Origin of the sequence: Acinetobacter sp. TAC-1, from assembly GCF_029025845.1 — a bacterium.
Classification (GTDB): Bacteria; Pseudomonadota; Gammaproteobacteria; order Pseudomonadales; family Moraxellaceae; genus Acinetobacter; species Acinetobacter guillouiae.
The window spans coordinates 49,483-65,651 of record NZ_CP118893.1; the positions used below are offsets into that span (position 1 = coordinate 49,483).

The following is a 16,169-nucleotide window of genomic DNA, read 5'->3' on the forward strand; positions in this document are numbered from 1 at the left end:
TGCAACCCGCTGTGAACTCTGTAGAGGTTTTAATTCCCATTGCAGCCCATCCACCGTCAATGTCTTCAGTTAGGGGTCGTCTCAGGAAACGGAAAATATAGCACGCTAAGGATTTTCACTCCGACTTCTTTTAACGATATCCAACACGGTATTTTTGCTTAGATTGACCAGCCGACCGACTTGTCGATAAGAGTGTCCAGCAGACACCAACTCCAACACTTTAGGTGCCAGACGATCTGACTTGGTACGTTGACCAGGACGACGACCAAACACAACGCCCCGCGCTTGTGCCGCTGCTACACCAGAGCGCACACGTTCACGTAGTAAATCTCCCTCAAACTCTGCTAATGCAGACATCACAGAAGCCATGAGCTTTCCCTGAGATGTGGAAAGGTCAAACTGCAAACCTGTTTGTGCCACCAGAGATACCCCGAAATGCCCAAGATTGTTGACGCTCACTTAATATTGACCAGCGATGCTCGTTGAATATTGACCAGGCATTTAAGCAATGTAGCGTACTACACTGCTGTGGATAAATCGATCAATTGCTGTTGCTTTTTCTTCACTGATCGACGGTTAAAATAACTCTCCTTTCTCTGCTTCTCGTTTCTTTATACGCTGCTTGGCTTCCTCCGTGCTTTGCTTAAAACGATAGGATTCATTACCCGTTTCGATGATATGGCAATGATGAGTCAGTCGATCCAGCAGTGCAGTCGTCAACTTAGCATCACCAAATACATTGCTCCATTCCGAGAAGCTCAAGTTCGTCGTAATGATAGGGGTCGTCTCAGGAAACGGAAAATATAGCACGCTAAGGTTTTTCAATTGCGCGCAATGGCCTAAATTTTCCACCACCTATCTTGGCTTTGCTTCGCCATAGATAATCCCCAGTTAAATTGATGTGCTCCCACCCCAGCGGTGACAGATATTGCAGCAAGGTATCATCGACTGTGCGACCATGCCCTCGTAGGGCGTTAGTCGCTCTCTCTAAATAAACCGTGTTCCACAATACAATGGCGGCGGTCACTAGATTCAAGCCACTGGCTCGATAACGCTGTTGCTCAAAGCTTCGATCTCGAATCTCACCCAATCGATAAAAGAAAACGGCGCGCGCTAATGCATTACGGGCTTCACCTTTATTTAATCCAGCTTGAACCCGACGGCGTAGTTCTACGCTTTGCAACCAATCCAAGATAAACAGTGTGCGCTCAATACGCCCCAGCTCTCGTAATGCCAATGCCAAACCATTCTGTCGTGGATAACTACCGAGTTTACGTAGCATTAGCGACGCTGTGACAGTCCCTTGCTTGATTGATGCGGCCAGACGCAAAATATCGTCCCAATGAGTACGAATCTGTTTGATATTCAGTGTGCCGCCAATCATGGGTTTAAGTGCGGCATAGTCTATGTCTGACTTTGGAATATAGAGTTTCGTATCGCCCAGATCACGAATTCGTGGTGCAAATCGAAACCCTAGCATGTGCATGAGTGCAAAAACATGGTCGGTGAATCCAGCCGTATCGGTGTAGTGTTCCTCGATGCGTAAATCAGACTCGTGATACAGCAGCCCATCAAGAACATAGGTTGAATCACGAACGCCCACATTGATCAGCTTACTGCTAAATGGTGCGTATTGATCAGAAATGTGTGTATAAAATAACCTTCCAGGCTCTGCGCCATATTTTGGATTGATATGTCCTGTACTTTCAGCTCTGCCACCTGCGCGGAAGCGTTGGCCATCTGATGAGGAGGTAGTGCCATCTCCCCAGTTTTCAGCGAAAGGTTGTTTCAATTGAGCATTCACCAATTCGGCCAATGCCGTTGAATAAGTTTCATCACGGATATGCCAAGCCTGTAGCCATGAGAGTTTGGCATAAGTTGTACCAGGACATGATTCGGCCATTTTCGTCAGCCCTAAATTAATTGCATCAGCCAGTATGGTCGTGAGCAATAACGCTTTATCCTTCGCAGTGTCATCCGTTTTCAAATGAGTGAAGTGTCGAGTAAAGCCTGTCCATTCATCGACCTCCATTAATAATTCGGTGATCTTGATATGTGGTAACAGCATTGCTGTTTGGTCAATTAAAGTTTGGGCTGTATCAGGAGCCACGGCATCGAGAGGTGTTATTTTTAGACCAGATTGATTGATCATCGCATCAGGCAAATCGTTGGTCGCTGCCATGCGATTAATGATTGCTAATTTCTGCTCCAATAGTGAAAGGCGACTTTGCAAATATAGATCACAATCAGTAGTAATGGTTAGAGGTAACTCATTGGACTGTTTTAGCTGATTAAATTTATCAGCAGTCACTAAATACTCATCGAAGTCTTTGAATTGGCGAGAGCCTTGTACCCAGAGATCCCCAGCCCGTAGCGAGTTTTTAAGTTCAGATAACACACATATTTCGTAATAGCGGCGATCAATACCATCATCGGTAAAGACTAGTCTTGCCCACCGTTTTTTGATAAACGCTATTGGAGCATTAGAGGGGATTTTTCGTGTATTATCAACATTCATGCTGCGGAGCAACTCTACAGCGGCAAGCATATCTTTTGCTGCTGGGGCAGCACGCAATTTAAGTATGGCAAGAAGTTCTGGCGCGTAACGGCGTAAAGTTGCATAGCTCTCGCCAATTCGTGGTAAAAAATCAAAGTCTTCGGGTTGCGCCAGTTTTTCTGCCTCAGTAATACTTGCTGCAAAAGCATCCCATGAAATAACAGTTTCGATGGCGGCAAACGGATCACTGCCATTTTGCTTGGCATCTAGCAAGGCTTTCCCGATAAGCCCATACAAACGCACTTTGTCGTTGATCGCTTTACCTGATGATTGAAATTGTTGCTGGTGTTTATTTTTTGCGATAGCAAATAGCTTTCCAATAATGCGATCATGCAGGTCAATAATTTCGTCGGTGATCGTGGCCATACTCTCCACAACGATTGCTACCAAAGTGGCATATCGACGTTGAGATTCAAATCTGGCCAAATCAGCAGGAGTCATTTGCCCACCTTCGCGAGCAATTTTCAGTAAGCGATTTTGATGAACGTGTTTTCCAATGTCTTCAGGTAGATCGATGGCTTGTAAGCACTTCAGCCGCTCAATGTGCTCAAGCATGTACTTTGAGTTTGGTTTAGCTGGTGACTGTCTAAGCCACCCCAATATTGTCAGTTTGCTGCCCTCTTTACGGTTCAGCAAAGCATCTATATTTTGACGATGAGTTTCTGAAAGTGAGCTCGTCAAAGCAGTATAAATTATGCGGTTGGCAGATGTGATTGCTTCTGCGCAAATACTATCAATTGCATTTATAGCTGGCAAAAGGACTGATTTTTGTCGTAAATTTTCAACGAGAGTTGTGGCTAAAATAAGACCTTTATCTGTCTGAAGGGACAAATCCACCATCATATTGACCGATTGCCGATAGTCACTCAAGGTGAATAGTTTGAACCCAAAAACTTTTTTCAATTCGGCAATATGTTCTCGTCTTGTTTGCTCGCGCTGACCATAATCATTCCAGCAGTCCACTGATATACTAAGTTGAGCAGCCATCATGAAAAGTAAGGGTTTGAATGGTTCGTCGTTAATACCCAATATCACTCCAGGGTAACGCATGTAGCAAAGTTGAATTGCAAAGCCTAGCTTGTTGGATGCCCCTCGATGTTGATGGACTATGGATTTATCAGAATCACTCAGAGTGTAATGCTGAAGCATAAAAGCTCTATCATCTGGAATTTCGAACAGGCTTCCCAATTCCGTGGACGACAAAATAGAATGGCGCGGCATGGCTCATTAGTCCCAAATAAACTAAACTATTAAAGGTACATTATTTTGTACCGCCACGCTTAGCTTTGCGCTGCAATTTCGCAAGGAGGTTCAATTGGGACAGAATGCGGCCATTTATTGCCGAGTATCAACGAACGATCAGTCCTGCGAACGACAGGAATATGACCTACGTGCCTACGCCAATCGTTGCGGCTACGATGTTGTCGGTGTTTGGAAAGAAACTGCATCAGGCAGTAAGGATGAGAGATTGCAAAGAAAATACTTGATGACCATGGCGCAATCTCGTGAAATCGATGCCATCTTGGTGACGGAATTGACACGCTGGGGCAGAAGCACCGTGGATCTCGTACAGTCATTACAAGATCTTGGGCATTTCGGGGTATCTCTGGTGGCACAAACAGGTTTGCAGTTTGACCTTTCCACATCTCAGGGAAAGCTCATGGCTTCTGTGATGTCTGCATTAGCAGAGTTTGAGGGAGATTTACTACGTGAACGTGTGCGCTCTGGTGTAGCAGCGGCACAAGCGCGGGGCGTTGTGTTTGGTCGTCGTCCTGGTCAACGTACCAAGTCAGATCGTCTGGCACCTAAAGTGTTGGAGTTGGTGTCTGCTGGACACTCTTATCGACAAGTCGGTCGGCTGGTCAATCTAAGCAAAAATACCGTGTTGGATATCGTTAAAAGAAGTCGGAGTGAAAATCCTTAGCGTGCTATATTTTCCGTTTCCTGAGACGACCCCTTTTCGGCATTAACCAAGAGTCTGCTTAAGCACAATTTTCTGGTGGGTAATCATAACTTTTGCCTCATTTGTGATGGATTGATCTATCTTGATTCTACTGAATCGGATCATCGGATTGCCAAAGCCGTAGGTGGGCAAGGTGTTCTAGAGAATGGTCTGCTGGTTCATCCCATCTGTAATAGAATGAAATCAGATCTGAGTCTGGAAGAGATTAGAGCGGATTTGTTTGGTGAATTACTGTATTAATCAACAGAGCGATGAGCTCATTTTTGCAGATGTATCAATGATTAATCACATGATTTAACTTTTGATACATTCAGCCAATGTGGTTATTTTTAATTCAGTCCAGAATCACAACCAGAAACTAGCTGTAGTTTCTGAATGACCGTCAAGGTCCTTAGTTTCGCCCATAGATTCCCTCTGTGGGCTTTTTTTTTGATCAAAAATTGTATAGATGCTCTAAAATAAACCTTTTAGCATTTCATAAGCAATTAGGATTAAGGCTGAGACCATCAGCACAACAAAAATGAGTTCCACTCTAGTTAACATCTTAGTTCCATTTACTTTTCACTTAATTTATATAGCAGTTAACTCGTAGCATCAATGAAATAACATGACATGGAAAATAATCAAAAAGACAGAATTTGGATTTTGATCAGATCTGCATGTTTACATGCTTCTACAGTAGCTTTGAATGTTTCACTTAACCTTTAAACTTTTCTTAAAACTAAATATATTTACATATACATTCTAAAATTTGATAGAATTTATTAAAACTTTAGATTCTAAGTGTAAATAATGAGAAGCGCTAATATTCGACGTGATGGCTACTTAAAATTTCTGAATACATGGCAAGACCGTGATGTCATTAAAGTACTTTCAGGTGTGCGTCGCTCTGGAAAATCCACCTTATTGGCGATGTTTCAACAAGACCTAAAAGCACAGGGTGTACAAGCCGAAAACATCATTGCCATCAACTTCGAATTTATGGAATTTGAAGAACTCACCGATTACCGTAAACTACATGATTATGTATTGTCCAAAGTTGATAAAAGTAAAAAAAACTATGTTTTTTTAGATGAAATACAACATGTTACAAATTTTGAGAAAGTAGTCGACTCTTTATATGTTCGGGATTATATCGATTTATATATTACAGGTTCAAATGCATTCTTTCTAAGTGGAGAACTTGCGACGTTACTCACAGGACGCTATATCGAGCAACATGTTTTACCCTTGTCATTCCAAGAGTTTAAACAGTGGCATATTGAAAATAATCCGATCATCCAACAATTATCCAATCGTGATTTGTATGCCATGTACACGCACAGTAGTTTCCCCTATACGCTTGCCATGACTAGTCAGCAGGAAACCTATGATTACTTGCAAGCGGTCTATGCCAGTGTAATGTTTAAAGATGTTATTCCTCGTTTGAATACTGCTGATATTAACTCTCTCGAGCGTGTCGCAAGATATTTGGCAAGCGTGACAGGCTCACCCATTTCCATCAATAAAATTAAAAATACCTTTGTTTCAAGCGGGGTTAAAATCTCATTTGAAACAGTAAAACGCTATATTCAGGGCTTACAGGACAGTTTGTTATTTTATAGTGCCGCACAATTTAAAGTACGCGGGCGTGAGTTATTACAATCCTCTGAAAAATACTATTTAGTTGATGTCGGATTGCGCCGGATTATGTTGCCTGATGCTAATGCTGATCAAGGTCATATCTTAGAAAATGTGATTTATCTTGAGCTTGTCAGACGAGGTTATACGGTCTATGTAGGGCGGGTTGATGAATATGAAATTGATTTTGTTGCTGTCGATACTTTACAGAATTTAACTTATTATCAGGTGGCATTAGAAACGCTCAATGAGGAGACACTCAGCCGAGAGTTACGTCCATTACAGAAAATTTCTGATTCGTATCCCAAATATTTACTTACCTTAGACACGATAGGGGCTGAAGCAAATTATAATGGTATTGTAAAAATGAGTGCTCTCGATTGGTTGCTATCTGAAAATAAGTAAAGTTGAGGGTAGACATGAATACTCTTATTTATTGATTAAAACTCAAAGACTTTTCAGCATCATCCAAGAATGTATTCAAGCATAATTTCTGCTCCAATTGTGATGGATCGATTTACCTCGATTCGATTGAGTCAGACCCTCATGATTGAGCCAGAGTCGCTTACTGAAAGTAGCGAGAATTGCGCTGGAGTTTCTGAAGGATATTAATTCCTTAGTTTGCCCATTCATCCATCTGGGCATTTTTTTTGATTAAAATACAATGCGGTTCTTGCTAAAAAATGACGGCACCCACCATAAAACACAATATTCCAAAAATAATCCAAGGCCAGATCTTTGTCTTCGGTTGTTCTAAATTCTGAGGATTATATTCCGTGTGTTCTAGCGATGTCGGTTGTGGAACACGGGTCTTTTTAGAGTAAGGTTGGTGTTTAGAGTAAGATAGTCCCGTACCTGGAATGCCGACACTGGTTCGCGTACCTTTTTTCCCAATATTTAGAGAAGCACCAGGTTTGCCAATGCTGGCACTGCTGATGCCTTTATGGGTCAGATTAATTTTAAAACCCGGGAATAATTTAATACTTTTACGAAATCTAAAACCCATATTGCTCTCATTCTAAAACTTAGCTCAATTCACGCGCTATACCAGGATCCATGATCTGCTAGAGATCGTACTTTGACGGCTATCATCAGGATACTAGTATATTTTTTATCTGATGATTGCAATACTACCTTTAAATACCGTCAAAAATCTTTACTGTATATTTGCTGTAGGGTAATCTTAAAACTGCTATTTATTGACTGATTGGTATATGACGACAGATAAGCATGAGGTGCTTCTTAGGATGCGGGCGATCGAGCTCCTTGCATATTGGGAAGGTCGTTTGGTTACCAATCGTTTGATGAGCTGGTTTGGACTGAGTCGACAACAGGCTTCTGCGGATATCAAGCGCTATAATACGCTGTATAACCCCGATACCTTGATTCATGATCCCTCAGTCAAGGGTTATGTGCCTAAAGCCAGCTTCCAGCCTGTACTGACTACAGCGCATATCAATGAATATCTCAATATGCTCTCGGGCTTGGTCAGTGAATCGCATGCCCTGATTGCGATGCCAGAACCGAATCTTGCAGCAGTTCAATTACCTGATCGCAGTGTGCGTCCTGAAGTCATCAGGGAAGTGTTGCGTGCCTGTCGAACACAAAGCTGTCTCAAAATTATTTATGCCTCCATGCAGAATCCGCAGTGGCATGAACGCATGATTTCCCCACATACCCTGGTGTATACCGGTTTTCGCTGGCATGTCCGTGCCTATTGCCATCAGAGCAAGCAGTTTAAGGACTTTTTACTCTCCAGAATTGATCGCACACCTGTTGTGGTGGCGATTGAGTCAGTAGACCCTGCTCAGGATCAGCAATGGCATGAAGAAATTGTACTGACGCTGATCCCGAATCCAAAATTGAATGAAGCTCAAAAAGCGCTGGTCGAAAAAGACTTCGGCATGCCTGATGGCAGATTACAGATTCCGGTGAAAAAAGCCCTGGCTCACTATACCTTGCAGCGCTATCAGGCCGCGATCACGCTGGCTGAGGCGGATGATGCCTTGAAATATCCCTTGGTACTACAACGCTCAGATATCGAAAAGCTGTCGTCTTACCTGTTTGATCAGGCCTCATAGGAGATTGGCCATGTTAGAACAATTTCATTATGACAGTGACCTGATTGGTGGCTCCCTGATGGTGCGTGAAAGCCGGCTGATCGCGGATCTGTTATTACGAGAAGCGACTCCAGAACAATGGCATCAGGCCATTCAGATTGACAATATTCTGCAAAAAAGAACTGCGGCTTCGGCGCAACGCAATGCCACCGCTATTCGCAAGCGCCTGGAGCGTTTAGAACCTGATTTCTGGAAAGCTTTGCGTGATGGCGATGATGAGCTGGCGACCCAGGTGGCTTTTTGTGGGGCTTTAGAACGGAACCTTTTACTGATTGAGTTTATGGAAACGGTGATGAGAGAGGCCTATATCTCTCAGGCTCAATACCTGGACAGTTATATCTGGTCAGATTTTCTGGAGAAGAACATTTTGTCTCAGTCAAAGAGCAGGGTGGAGGTGGACTTATTCCCGAAGGTCCTGCTAAACCAGGCTTCCTGTATACCATTGGCCTCAGTAATAAGGGCATGCCAGGCTTATACCGCTTAGAACTTCAAGTCACTAAAGGTTCAGGAAAATTGGCGACATCTGGCTTATGGAATTCAAGTAGTGCCAAAGAGCAGGTCAAGATTGCTTTTGATTACTTCAAGGCCAATGCATCCCGGATCTCGGGGGGGAGTAAGGTGCTGGAACATGATTTCCATTTACATGTGGTGGAATTACAGAATACCGGCCCGCTCAGCCATCTTGCTCTGCCAAGTTTAGTGGCTTTCGCTTCTGGCCTCTTAGGACGATCGGTTCAAAGTCAGATGGTGGTACTGGGTGATATGAGCTTGGGTGGTTCAGTGACACCGGTGGAAAGTATTGCCGAATGTCTGCAAGTTGCTTTTGATGCGGGTGCCAAGAAGGTTGCTTTGCCAATGAGTAGTGCGGCAGATATCCCAACGATTCCTGTGGAACTGTTTACCAAGTTCCAGACCAGCTTTTATGCAGATCCGGTAGATGCTGTGTTTAAGGGGCTAGGGGTGGATTAATTTCATATCTGTCTGGAAGAGTTACAGTAGATTGTTTTAAATTCAGTTTCTCAAGTTAAACACCATGTTGTAAAAGCATAATACTGCCTCTTTTAAAGAGCTAGTATTTTAGGGGGGATTACCCTTCATTTTTTCTTGATCAGATATCTGTTGTATTTTGACAGGATTTTGTTGATCTAAATATTTTTGATACCAAACACGCAATGTTTCAGGAGTACAACCGATTTTAGGATCAATAGCTGTGATTGCTGCCCAAGTAGAAGGATAATCTTTTTCAGATTCAATTAGGGTCTGTTGACATTTACTGTTCATAATTAAACCTATAAAGGTAGCCATAAAAATATACAGGCTAAGGCAACAGCACTTTGATAATTTCTTTTGAGCTTGTCATATCGAGTAGCTATCCCTCTAAATTGTTTTAATCTACAAAACATATTTTCAACTAAATGCCTGATTTTATATAAATACCAGTCCATATGATAACAATAAGATAACGATGATCTGACCAATTTAATTTCTTTGCAATTCGCTAAAAAATACACATAAGAAAAACCCAACCGAATATACTCAGGCTAGGTTTTATCTCATTATTTTTCAAGTCAGTTCTAGTGAAATTGGCTAAAATTCAGCTTGTATTTCAATGTCGAACTTAGAAGTTGTATTCAAGACCTACTGTGAAGTGGCACTGTTGCAAATAGAGATTTGAGTCGATGATGTTCCCTTTAAAAAGTACTTAGAGACCGAAAACCCTGTTGATTAGACACACTTCACCCTGAGGCTGACCATAATAAAATGACGATGCTTGTCCTTTACGTAGTGCACGCATGACTTCAATACCTTTAATTGTGGCATAAGCCGTCTTCATAGATTTGAATCCTAATGTGGCCCTGATGATCCGCTTTAGCTTGCCATGATCACATTCAATCACGTTATTTTTATACTTAATCTGCCTGTGCTCAAGGTCTGGTGGACATTTACCTTCCCGTTTTAACCGTGATAAAGCACGTCCATATGTGGGTGCTTTATCCGTGTTGATCACTTGTGGAATTTGCCACTTCTTCACATTATTTAAAATTTTTCCAAGAAAACAATATGCTGATTTGGTATTACGTCTAGAAGAAAGATAAAAATCAATGGTATCGCCACGTTGATCGACTGCACGATACAGATAAGACCATCGTCCATTCACTTTTACATAGGTTTCATCAATATGCCACGAGCTCAGATCTGTAGGATTACGCCAATACCAGCGTAAACGTTTTTCTATTTCAGGAGCATAACGTTGAACCCAACGGTAAATAGTCGTGTGATCAACATTCACACCCCGTTCGGCCAGCATTTCCTGCAGTTCACGATAGCTAATGCCATATTTACAATACCAGCGCACAGCCCAAAGAATGATTTCGCCCTGAAAATGCCGACCATGGAAAGGATTCATATGCTGCACCTTTAGCTAAAACAGTCTTCAGCTTACCATTCGTGGTTATTTGCAACAGTGCCCTTTTTAAAGGGAACATCATCGACTCAAATCTCTATTTGCAACAGTGCCCTCTAATCTTAACTTCAATTAAATGCTCAAATAAAAGAGTAATTATAAATGAGTCCTTGCGATTTAAGTTATTCATCGTCTTTGTGATGATCATTATCTAATAGCTTACAAGTAAAAATTATTGCTAATATGACTAGGCTAGAAGAAATACCAGCATATAAGTTGGCTAAAGTTCCACCAAAAACAACAATATCTTCTAAAAACAAGATGACTATAACTATAATAGATACATGTAATATAATAACTTTTAGATCATGAAACTTATTAATTGATAGTGTCTTAAGAAAAGAACTATTGTCAAAGAGAATTCTTAAAAAAAGCAGTAGCGTACTTTGCCAAAGAAAGTCAGTGAGGTACGCCTGCATGAAACAGTATAAAGATACATACCCAATCACCATGATGGCGAAGCTGTTAAAAGTTTCAGTATCAAGATTTTATGAGTGGTTGAAAAGTGGCTTAAGCCAAAAACAAATTCGAAGAAATCAGCAGACTATCATGGTGAAAATAGCACATCAGGAGACCAATGAAAGCTATGGCTATATTCGCCTGAGTAAGCATTTACACGCTCAAGGTGTTCAAATTAGCCAATATGCAGTACGTACAATAAAGAAGGTCAATAAACTCTTTTGCAAGCGCCATAAGCGCTTTAAAAGAACAACAAACAGTGATCACAACCGTCCCGTCTACAAAAACTTATTAGAGCAAAAATTTAACGTGAGCACTCCAAACCACGCGTGGGTAAGTGACATTACCTACATTTGGACAAACGAAGGATGGCTATATCTGGCTGCTTCAAAGGATCTTTATACAAAGCAGGTTGTTGGCTATAGTCTAAATGAACGTATGACAGCACAGTTGGTCTGTGATGCTCTTAAAATGGCTATTCGGAATCAAAAACCGCCACAAGGCTTAATTGTTCACTCAGACAGAGGCAGTCAATATTGCAGTCATGTATATCGAAATATGATTGAAAAATATGATTTTCAAGGTTCAATGAGTAAGCGTGGAGACTGCTTTGATAATGCACCAATTGAAAGCTTCTGGGGCATATTAAAGAATGAACTTATACACCATCGTACTTATGAAACGAGGGAAAAAGCGAAAGCAGATATTACAAAATACATAGAGCTATTTTATAATCAGCAAAGAATCCAAAAAGGATTGGATTTTAAGACACCAAATCAAATGGCAGAGGACTTTTACAGGTTGGCTGTCTAGAATCCTCCCAAGCGAAAGCCTCCGTTTTTATCAACACACATCAATATTTAAAATTCAGGAAAAAAATATGAACAATAATTATCCTAAACCTATGATAATAATGCACTGGATTACCTTTGTTTTAGTTGTAATTGTATATTTGACGAGTGGAGATCCAACAAGAACAGGTTTGCAGGGCCAGATTCATGTTATAGGTGGAATTTCAATATTTATTCTATTTTTCGTGCGGTTGAGTGTTGTTTTTCTCTATAAAAGAAGTATTCCTCAAAATGAGATCATTAATCCGTATCAAATAAAATTATTTAAAATTGTCAGATTTACGCTTTACGTAAGTTTATGTGTCGTTCCAATAGCGGGCTGGCTTGCATTATCGAGTTTCACTGATAACTTCCAAGTATTCTCTTTAAATTTGCCACTTTTGAGCAGTGTTAGAGAGGTTAAATATATTGGTCAGATGCATCAATTTTTAGGTAACTTCTTTATTACAGTCGTAGGTTTACATGCTTGTGCTGCATTAATCCACCATTTTATTTTCAAAGATAATGTATTAAAAAGTATGCTTTTTAAAAAAATGAAATGATTTAGATCTATAACTATAGAAAATAGGCATATTGTTCACCTAGAACAACATGCTTTATTGATATAAAGCATGTCAGATAGGTCAGGTATTTCTATAGACTTATTATCTATACTCCTCATGGAGTGGGAATATTTGGATTATACAAAAAAGGATCTTATGCCACCGCAACATTAAATAATGATCCAATCCAAGCACTGAATAACATGGCAATAATACCCCAAATCATTACCCGAATCGAACCTCTCCAAATACTGGCGCCGCCCGCATAACTGGCCAAGGCACCCATAATTCCGAGACTTAATACCCCAATCAGCATGACGCCTTTCTCTAAGTATCGCTCAGGCAGAAGCATAATTGAAATTAAAGGAAATAATGAGCCTACAGTAAATGCAATGGCTGAAGAGAAGGCAGCACGAAACGGCTGGGCAGAAGTATGATCTGAAATACCAATTTCATCACGCGCATGTGCATCTAAAGCATTGTGTGCAGTCAGTTGTTGCGCGACTTCTTGCGCTAAAGCGGGTTGTAATCCACGCTGTATGTAAATATTTTTTAGCTCATTTAATTCATGTTCAGGATGGCGTTGCAGTTCACGTTCTTCCATCTGCAGATCATTCTTTTCAATGTCTTGTTGCGATTTAACGGAAATGTATTCACCTGCAGCCATCGATGCAGCTCCAGATATTAATCCGGCGATACAGGTCACCAGTACAGTATGGGTAGATGCTCCACTGGCTGCGATTCCCACCACGAGACTTGTGACTGAAATAATCCCGTCATTTGCCCCCAGCACAGCTGCACGCAACCATCCCGCACGTTCGATGTAATGTTTTTCAATATGATAAGAATGGCGCACAAGGTATATCCTTTTTGTTATCAGGATGATTATAATAAATTTATTTCATCTGTAGAGATTATTATTGGCTAATTTCAAAAACCGTGATTAAAAGGCAAAAAAATTTGGCACTGTTGCAAATAGAGATTTGAGTCGATGAAGTTCCTTTTTAAAAGTGCTTAGAGACCGAAAACCCTGTTGATTAGACACACTTCACCTTGAGGCTGACCATAATAAAATGACGATGCTTGTCCTTTACGTAGTGCACGCATGACTTCAATACCTTTAATTGTGGCATAAGCCGTCTTCATAGATTTGAATCCTAATGTGGCCCTGATGATCCGCTTTAACTTACCATGATCACATTCAATGACATTATTTTTATACTTAATCTGCCTGTGCTCAATATCTACTGGACATTTTCCTTCTCGCTTTAACCGTGATAAAGCATGGCCATAGGTCGCTGCTTTATCTGTATTGATGACCCGTGGAATTTGCCATTTTTTCACCGTATTGAAGATCTTTCCTAAAAAACAATAGGCTGATTTACTGTTCCGTCTAGCGGAAAGGTAAAAGTCAATCGTATGACCCCGTTGATCAACTGCACGATACAGGTAAGTCCATCGCCCCTTCACTTTGATATAAGTCTCATCCATATGCCATGAATGTAAATCTGTAGGATTACGCCAATACCAGCGTAAGCGTTTTTCCATTTCTGGAGCATAACGCTGAACCCAACGATAAATTGTGGTGTGGTCAACATTCACACCTCGTTCAGCGAGCATTTCTTGAAGTTCACGATAGCTGATGCCATATTTACAATACCAACGAACAGCCCAAAGAATGATTTCACCTTGAAAGTGCCGACCATGGAAGGGATTCATCTGCTGTATCTCGAAATAAATAAGATATTTAGCTTATCATGTCAGCCTATTTGCAACAGTGCCTATGCGAGCAGTTACTTATACTGCTCTTTCTCATGTCCTAAAAGCCTTTGACCATGTCAAATCGCAACATTGAGGTTATCTTGTTTTGGAATAAGCGTGGTCATTGTATGAAAGTGTTGATACATGATGGACTGGGTATTCAAAGCTCTACGGTTGAAACAAGCAACATTTCACTGGACTCAAACTCATCATAGTGAAACAATTACAAGCATTGATTCAGAGTTTCGCTTGATAAAGAATTTGACAATGTGCATCAAACATCATGACATCAATTCAGTCAGCCAAGCTGAATAGCCTAGATCCGTGTCTGTGCAGAAAAGGACGCCTTCATATAAAATAACTCAAATAGATAAATTACCACCACACTGCTAGAGCCTGAGCTGAATTTAAAAATATCTATAGGGTTCACCGGGGACTTACAGTAAATTTAACTTGGATAAAAAATATCCCCCTTAAAAAAGTGGGATATTTTTAATTTATTTATTTATTTAATATTTCTTTTAATTCATCTGCACTATATGTCGATAAATTTTCTATAGCTGCTCGAACAATACTTGAACGATTTATTCTTGCATTTTGCCCTTTTACAACCAGCTCATCAATTAGTTTACTAATATCTTCATTGAGAGAAAAAGTGTAACGAATAAATTTTTTTTCACTTGATTCTAAAGCCTTTACCCTCTTTTCTGCACCAGATATAAATGCATCTAACATTTTATCTTGTTCAGTAGGTTCAGGTTTTTTGTTTAGCCCAGTTAAACCAGCCATAGTTATACTCCTAAAAACTCTCTTGCAATACTTTCAATTTCAGCTTTCGCTTTAGGATCACTATTTACTTCAAAAACCGAAAGCCCATTTTCATCTGCATCATCATAAACATTTCGATTTGTTGTGATTGAATTCAATGCATCAATACCAAATGATTTGCATGCCTCTTTTGCATCTAAAATTCTTTGAACTTGAGAAGGAAGAGTTGGACACTGAGTAATAATTGCTCTAGCTTTCAGATTTGGATTTACTGTCTTTGCTAATTTTAAAACTTGTTCCATATGATCTAAAGTTTTTAGATCTCTTCGTTTGGGTCTAAACGGCAATAACATATGTGTAGCTATAGTCATTGCTGAACGTAATGCTTCAGAATCCTGTCCACCTGCATCAATGATAATATCTTGGTATCTTTTATCTAAATCTTTTAAAACTGAACGTATATTCCCTGATGCTTGTACTGATGGAATATTATTTAATTCATCGTTTTCATCTCTTTCTTTGACCCAATCTGTTGTTGTTCCTTGAGGGTCAGCATCTAATAAGAGGACGTCTCTTTGACTTTGTTGTAAGTAAACTGCAAGATTTTGAGCTAAACAGCTTTTACCAGCACCGCCTTTTTCACCACCAACTAAGATAATCATAATTTATGTAAGTTACGTAAGTTTGTTTGTGTATAATTTAACGGTGATTTATGAAGTAATCAACTATCATGAAAAAAAAATTAAAAAAAAGTTATCCACAAAAGAATGGTCTTTTTGAATTTATATATATTTATTTAAATTTATTATTTATATCTCTGCTCAAAGCTTGACTAGCAAAGGGATACAGGAAGTATATGTTGACAAATTCCTACCAATAAGTTGACTTTTTCCTGTTTCTGAGTTGACATATTCCTACCAATAAGTTGACTTTTTCCTGTTTCTAAGTTGACAAATTCTGTGCATAAGTTGACAAATTCTTTTATTAAAAATACTTTCATTTGTGGACGTTAAGTAGTATTGTCAATATATCTATTTATAACATTTTCCTTAATATATCTCCCT

13 protein-coding genes and 7 pseudogenes are annotated in these 16,169 nt (G+C 40.1%); 8 read left to right on the forward strand and 12 right to left on the reverse strand.

All coding sequences use genetic code 11. From position 1 onward, the window contains the following. Nucleotides 1-105 precede the first annotated feature (105 nt). From PYV58_RS22565 to PYV58_RS22575, 3 genes and pseudogenes are all read right to left on the reverse strand, one after another. Nucleotides 106-456 (reverse strand): annotated as a pseudogene (locus PYV58_RS22565) (recombinase family protein); the annotation flags it as partial. A gap of 120 nt (nt 457-576) precedes the next feature. Further along, nucleotides 577-789: pseudogene (locus PYV58_RS22570) on the reverse strand (ATP-binding protein); the annotation flags it as partial. 22 nt (nt 790-811) lie between these two features. Next, nucleotides 812-3,778, reverse strand: a complete 2,967-nt coding sequence (locus PYV58_RS22575) for a Tn3-like element ISAcsp1 family transposase (RefSeq protein ID WP_004726714.1) — start codon at nt 3,776-3,778, stop codon at nt 812-814. Nucleotides 3,779-3,872: 94 nt separating this feature from the next. Between PYV58_RS22575 and PYV58_RS22580 the strand changes: the two genes are divergently transcribed. The 3 genes and pseudogenes from PYV58_RS22580 to PYV58_RS22590 all read left to right on the forward strand — a co-directional run bounded on the left by PYV58_RS22580 (nt 3,873) and on the right by PYV58_RS22590 (nt 6,545). Next, nucleotides 3,873-4,481, forward strand: a complete 609-nt coding sequence (locus tag PYV58_RS22580) for a recombinase family protein (RefSeq protein ID WP_004726718.1) — start codon at nt 3,873-3,875, stop codon at nt 4,479-4,481. A 33-nt stretch (nt 4,482-4,514) separates the two neighbouring features. Then, nucleotides 4,515-4,760, forward strand: a pseudogene (locus PYV58_RS22585) (HNH endonuclease signature motif containing protein); the annotation flags it as partial. A 552-nt stretch (nt 4,761-5,312) separates the two neighbouring features. Beyond that, nucleotides 5,313-6,545, forward strand: coding sequence for an ATP-binding protein (locus PYV58_RS22590; protein WP_009513514.1), 1,233 nt, complete (start codon nt 5,313-5,315; stop codon nt 6,543-6,545). Nucleotides 6,546-6,816: 271 nt separating this feature from the next. Here the strand turns inward: PYV58_RS22590 and PYV58_RS22595 are convergent, their stop codons facing one another. Beyond that, a complete protein-coding gene (locus PYV58_RS22595) occupies nt 6,817-7,146 on the reverse strand; it encodes a DUF4236 domain-containing protein (RefSeq protein WP_000506885.1) in 330 nt (109 codons plus the stop codon). 208 nt (nt 7,147-7,354) lie between these two features. Here PYV58_RS22595 and PYV58_RS22600 point away from each other — a divergent pair, with 208 nt between their 5' ends. The 3 genes from PYV58_RS22600 to PYV58_RS22610 are packed head-to-tail and all read left to right on the forward strand — an operon-like array spanning nt 7,355 to nt 9,229. Then, on the forward strand, nt 7,355-8,221 hold the full coding sequence (locus tag PYV58_RS22600; protein ID WP_275059836.1) for a WYL domain-containing protein: 867 nt from the start codon (nt 7,355-7,357) through the stop codon (nt 8,219-8,221). Nucleotides 8,222-8,231: 10 nt separating this feature from the next. Beyond that, the gene (locus PYV58_RS22605) at nt 8,232-8,744 is read left to right on the forward strand and encodes a BrxA family protein (protein ID WP_009387007.1); all 513 of its coding nucleotides are present in this window, start codon (nt 8,232-8,234) and stop codon (nt 8,742-8,744) included. Next, a complete protein-coding gene (locus PYV58_RS22610; RefSeq protein WP_009386988.1) occupies nt 8,723-9,229 on the forward strand; it encodes a S16 family serine protease in 507 nt (168 codons plus the stop codon). Before PYV58_RS22605 ends, PYV58_RS22610 begins: the two co-directional genes overlap by 22 nt. A gap of 123 nt (nt 9,230-9,352) precedes the next feature. On the opposite strand, the pseudogene PYV58_RS22615 reads toward PYV58_RS22610, so the two are convergent. The 4 genes and pseudogenes from PYV58_RS22615 to PYV58_RS22870 form a co-directional block, all read right to left on the reverse strand. After that, a pseudogene (locus PYV58_RS22615) lies at nt 9,353-9,541 on the reverse strand (IS3 family transposase); the annotation flags it as partial. Beyond that, nucleotides 9,531-9,708 (reverse strand): annotated as a pseudogene (locus tag PYV58_RS22620) (transposase); the annotation flags it as partial. The pseudogenes PYV58_RS22615 and PYV58_RS22620, both read right to left, overlap by 11 nt. A gap of 254 nt (nt 9,709-9,962) precedes the next feature. Then, complete coding sequence (locus PYV58_RS22625; RefSeq protein WP_001067784.1) at nt 9,963-10,667, reverse strand: IS6-like element IS1006 family transposase; 705 nt, start codon at nt 10,665-10,667, stop codon at nt 9,963-9,965. Between the two features lie 179 nt (nt 10,668-10,846). Beyond that, nucleotides 10,847-11,083 (reverse strand): annotated as a pseudogene (locus PYV58_RS22870) (hypothetical protein); the annotation flags it as partial. Nucleotides 11,084-11,087: 4 nt separating this feature from the next. Here PYV58_RS22870 and PYV58_RS22630 point away from each other — a divergent pair. Further along, nucleotides 11,088-11,996: pseudogene (locus PYV58_RS22630) on the forward strand (IS3 family transposase); the annotation flags it as partial. Between the two features lie 67 nt (nt 11,997-12,063). After that, nucleotides 12,064-12,576 (forward strand): cytochrome b/b6 domain-containing protein, encoded by a 513-nt coding sequence (locus PYV58_RS22635; RefSeq protein WP_004761014.1) that lies wholly within the window; start codon nt 12,064-12,066, stop codon nt 12,574-12,576. Between the two features lie 154 nt (nt 12,577-12,730). On the opposite strand, the gene PYV58_RS22640 is transcribed toward PYV58_RS22635, so the two are convergent. From PYV58_RS22640 to PYV58_RS22655, 4 genes are all read right to left on the reverse strand, one after another. Continuing rightward, nucleotides 12,731-13,432, reverse strand: a complete 702-nt coding sequence (locus PYV58_RS22640; protein WP_004761016.1) for a VIT family protein — start codon at nt 13,430-13,432, stop codon at nt 12,731-12,733. A 158-nt stretch (nt 13,433-13,590) separates the two neighbouring features. Further along, nucleotides 13,591-14,295: an IS6-like element IS1008 family transposase gene (locus PYV58_RS22645; RefSeq protein ID WP_001067790.1), complete on the reverse strand. Its 705-nt coding sequence runs from the start codon at nt 14,293-14,295 to the stop codon at nt 13,591-13,593. 543 nt (nt 14,296-14,838) lie between these two features. Continuing rightward, the gene (locus PYV58_RS22650) at nt 14,839-15,126 is read right to left on the reverse strand and encodes a hypothetical protein (protein WP_000908082.1); all 288 of its coding nucleotides are present in this window, start codon (nt 15,124-15,126) and stop codon (nt 14,839-14,841) included. Between the two features lie 2 nt (nt 15,127-15,128). Continuing rightward, a complete protein-coding gene (locus tag PYV58_RS22655; RefSeq protein WP_000585007.1) occupies nt 15,129-15,767 on the reverse strand; it encodes an AAA family ATPase in 639 nt (212 codons plus the stop codon). Nucleotides 15,768-16,169 lie beyond the last annotated feature (402 nt).

Coding starts and splice junctions, on each gene's coding strand:
- PYV58_RS22595 (WP_000506885.1), bottom strand. CDS start 7,146: ATGGGTTTTAGATTTCGTAAAAGTATTAAATTATTCCCGGGTTTTAAA.
- PYV58_RS22605 (WP_009387007.1), top strand. CDS start 8,232: ATGTTAGAACAATTTCATTATGACAGTGACCTGATTGGTGGCTCCCTG.
- PYV58_RS22575 (WP_004726714.1), bottom strand. CDS start 3,778: ATGCCGCGCCATTCTATTTTGTCGTCCACGGAATTGGGAAGCCTGTTC.
- PYV58_RS22650 (WP_000908082.1), bottom strand. CDS start 15,126: ATGGCTGGTTTAACTGGGCTAAACAAAAAACCTGAACCTACTGAACAA.
- PYV58_RS22655 (WP_000585007.1), bottom strand. CDS start 15,767: ATGATTATCTTAGTTGGTGGTGAAAAAGGCGGTGCTGGTAAAAGCTGT.
- PYV58_RS22645 (WP_001067790.1), bottom strand. CDS start 14,295: ATGAATCCCTTCCATGGTCGGCACTTTCAAGGTGAAATCATTCTTTGG.
- PYV58_RS22625 (WP_001067784.1), bottom strand. CDS start 10,667: ATGAATCCTTTCCATGGTCGGCATTTTCAGGGCGAAATCATTCTTTGG.
- PYV58_RS22600 (WP_275059836.1), top strand. CDS start 7,355: ATGACGACAGATAAGCATGAGGTGCTTCTTAGGATGCGGGCGATCGAG.
- PYV58_RS22610 (WP_009386988.1), top strand. CDS start 8,723: ATGCCAGGCTTATACCGCTTAGAACTTCAAGTCACTAAAGGTTCAGGA.
- PYV58_RS22590 (WP_009513514.1), top strand. CDS start 5,313: ATGAGAAGCGCTAATATTCGACGTGATGGCTACTTAAAATTTCTGAAT.
- PYV58_RS22635 (WP_004761014.1), top strand. CDS start 12,064: ATGAACAATAATTATCCTAAACCTATGATAATAATGCACTGGATTACC.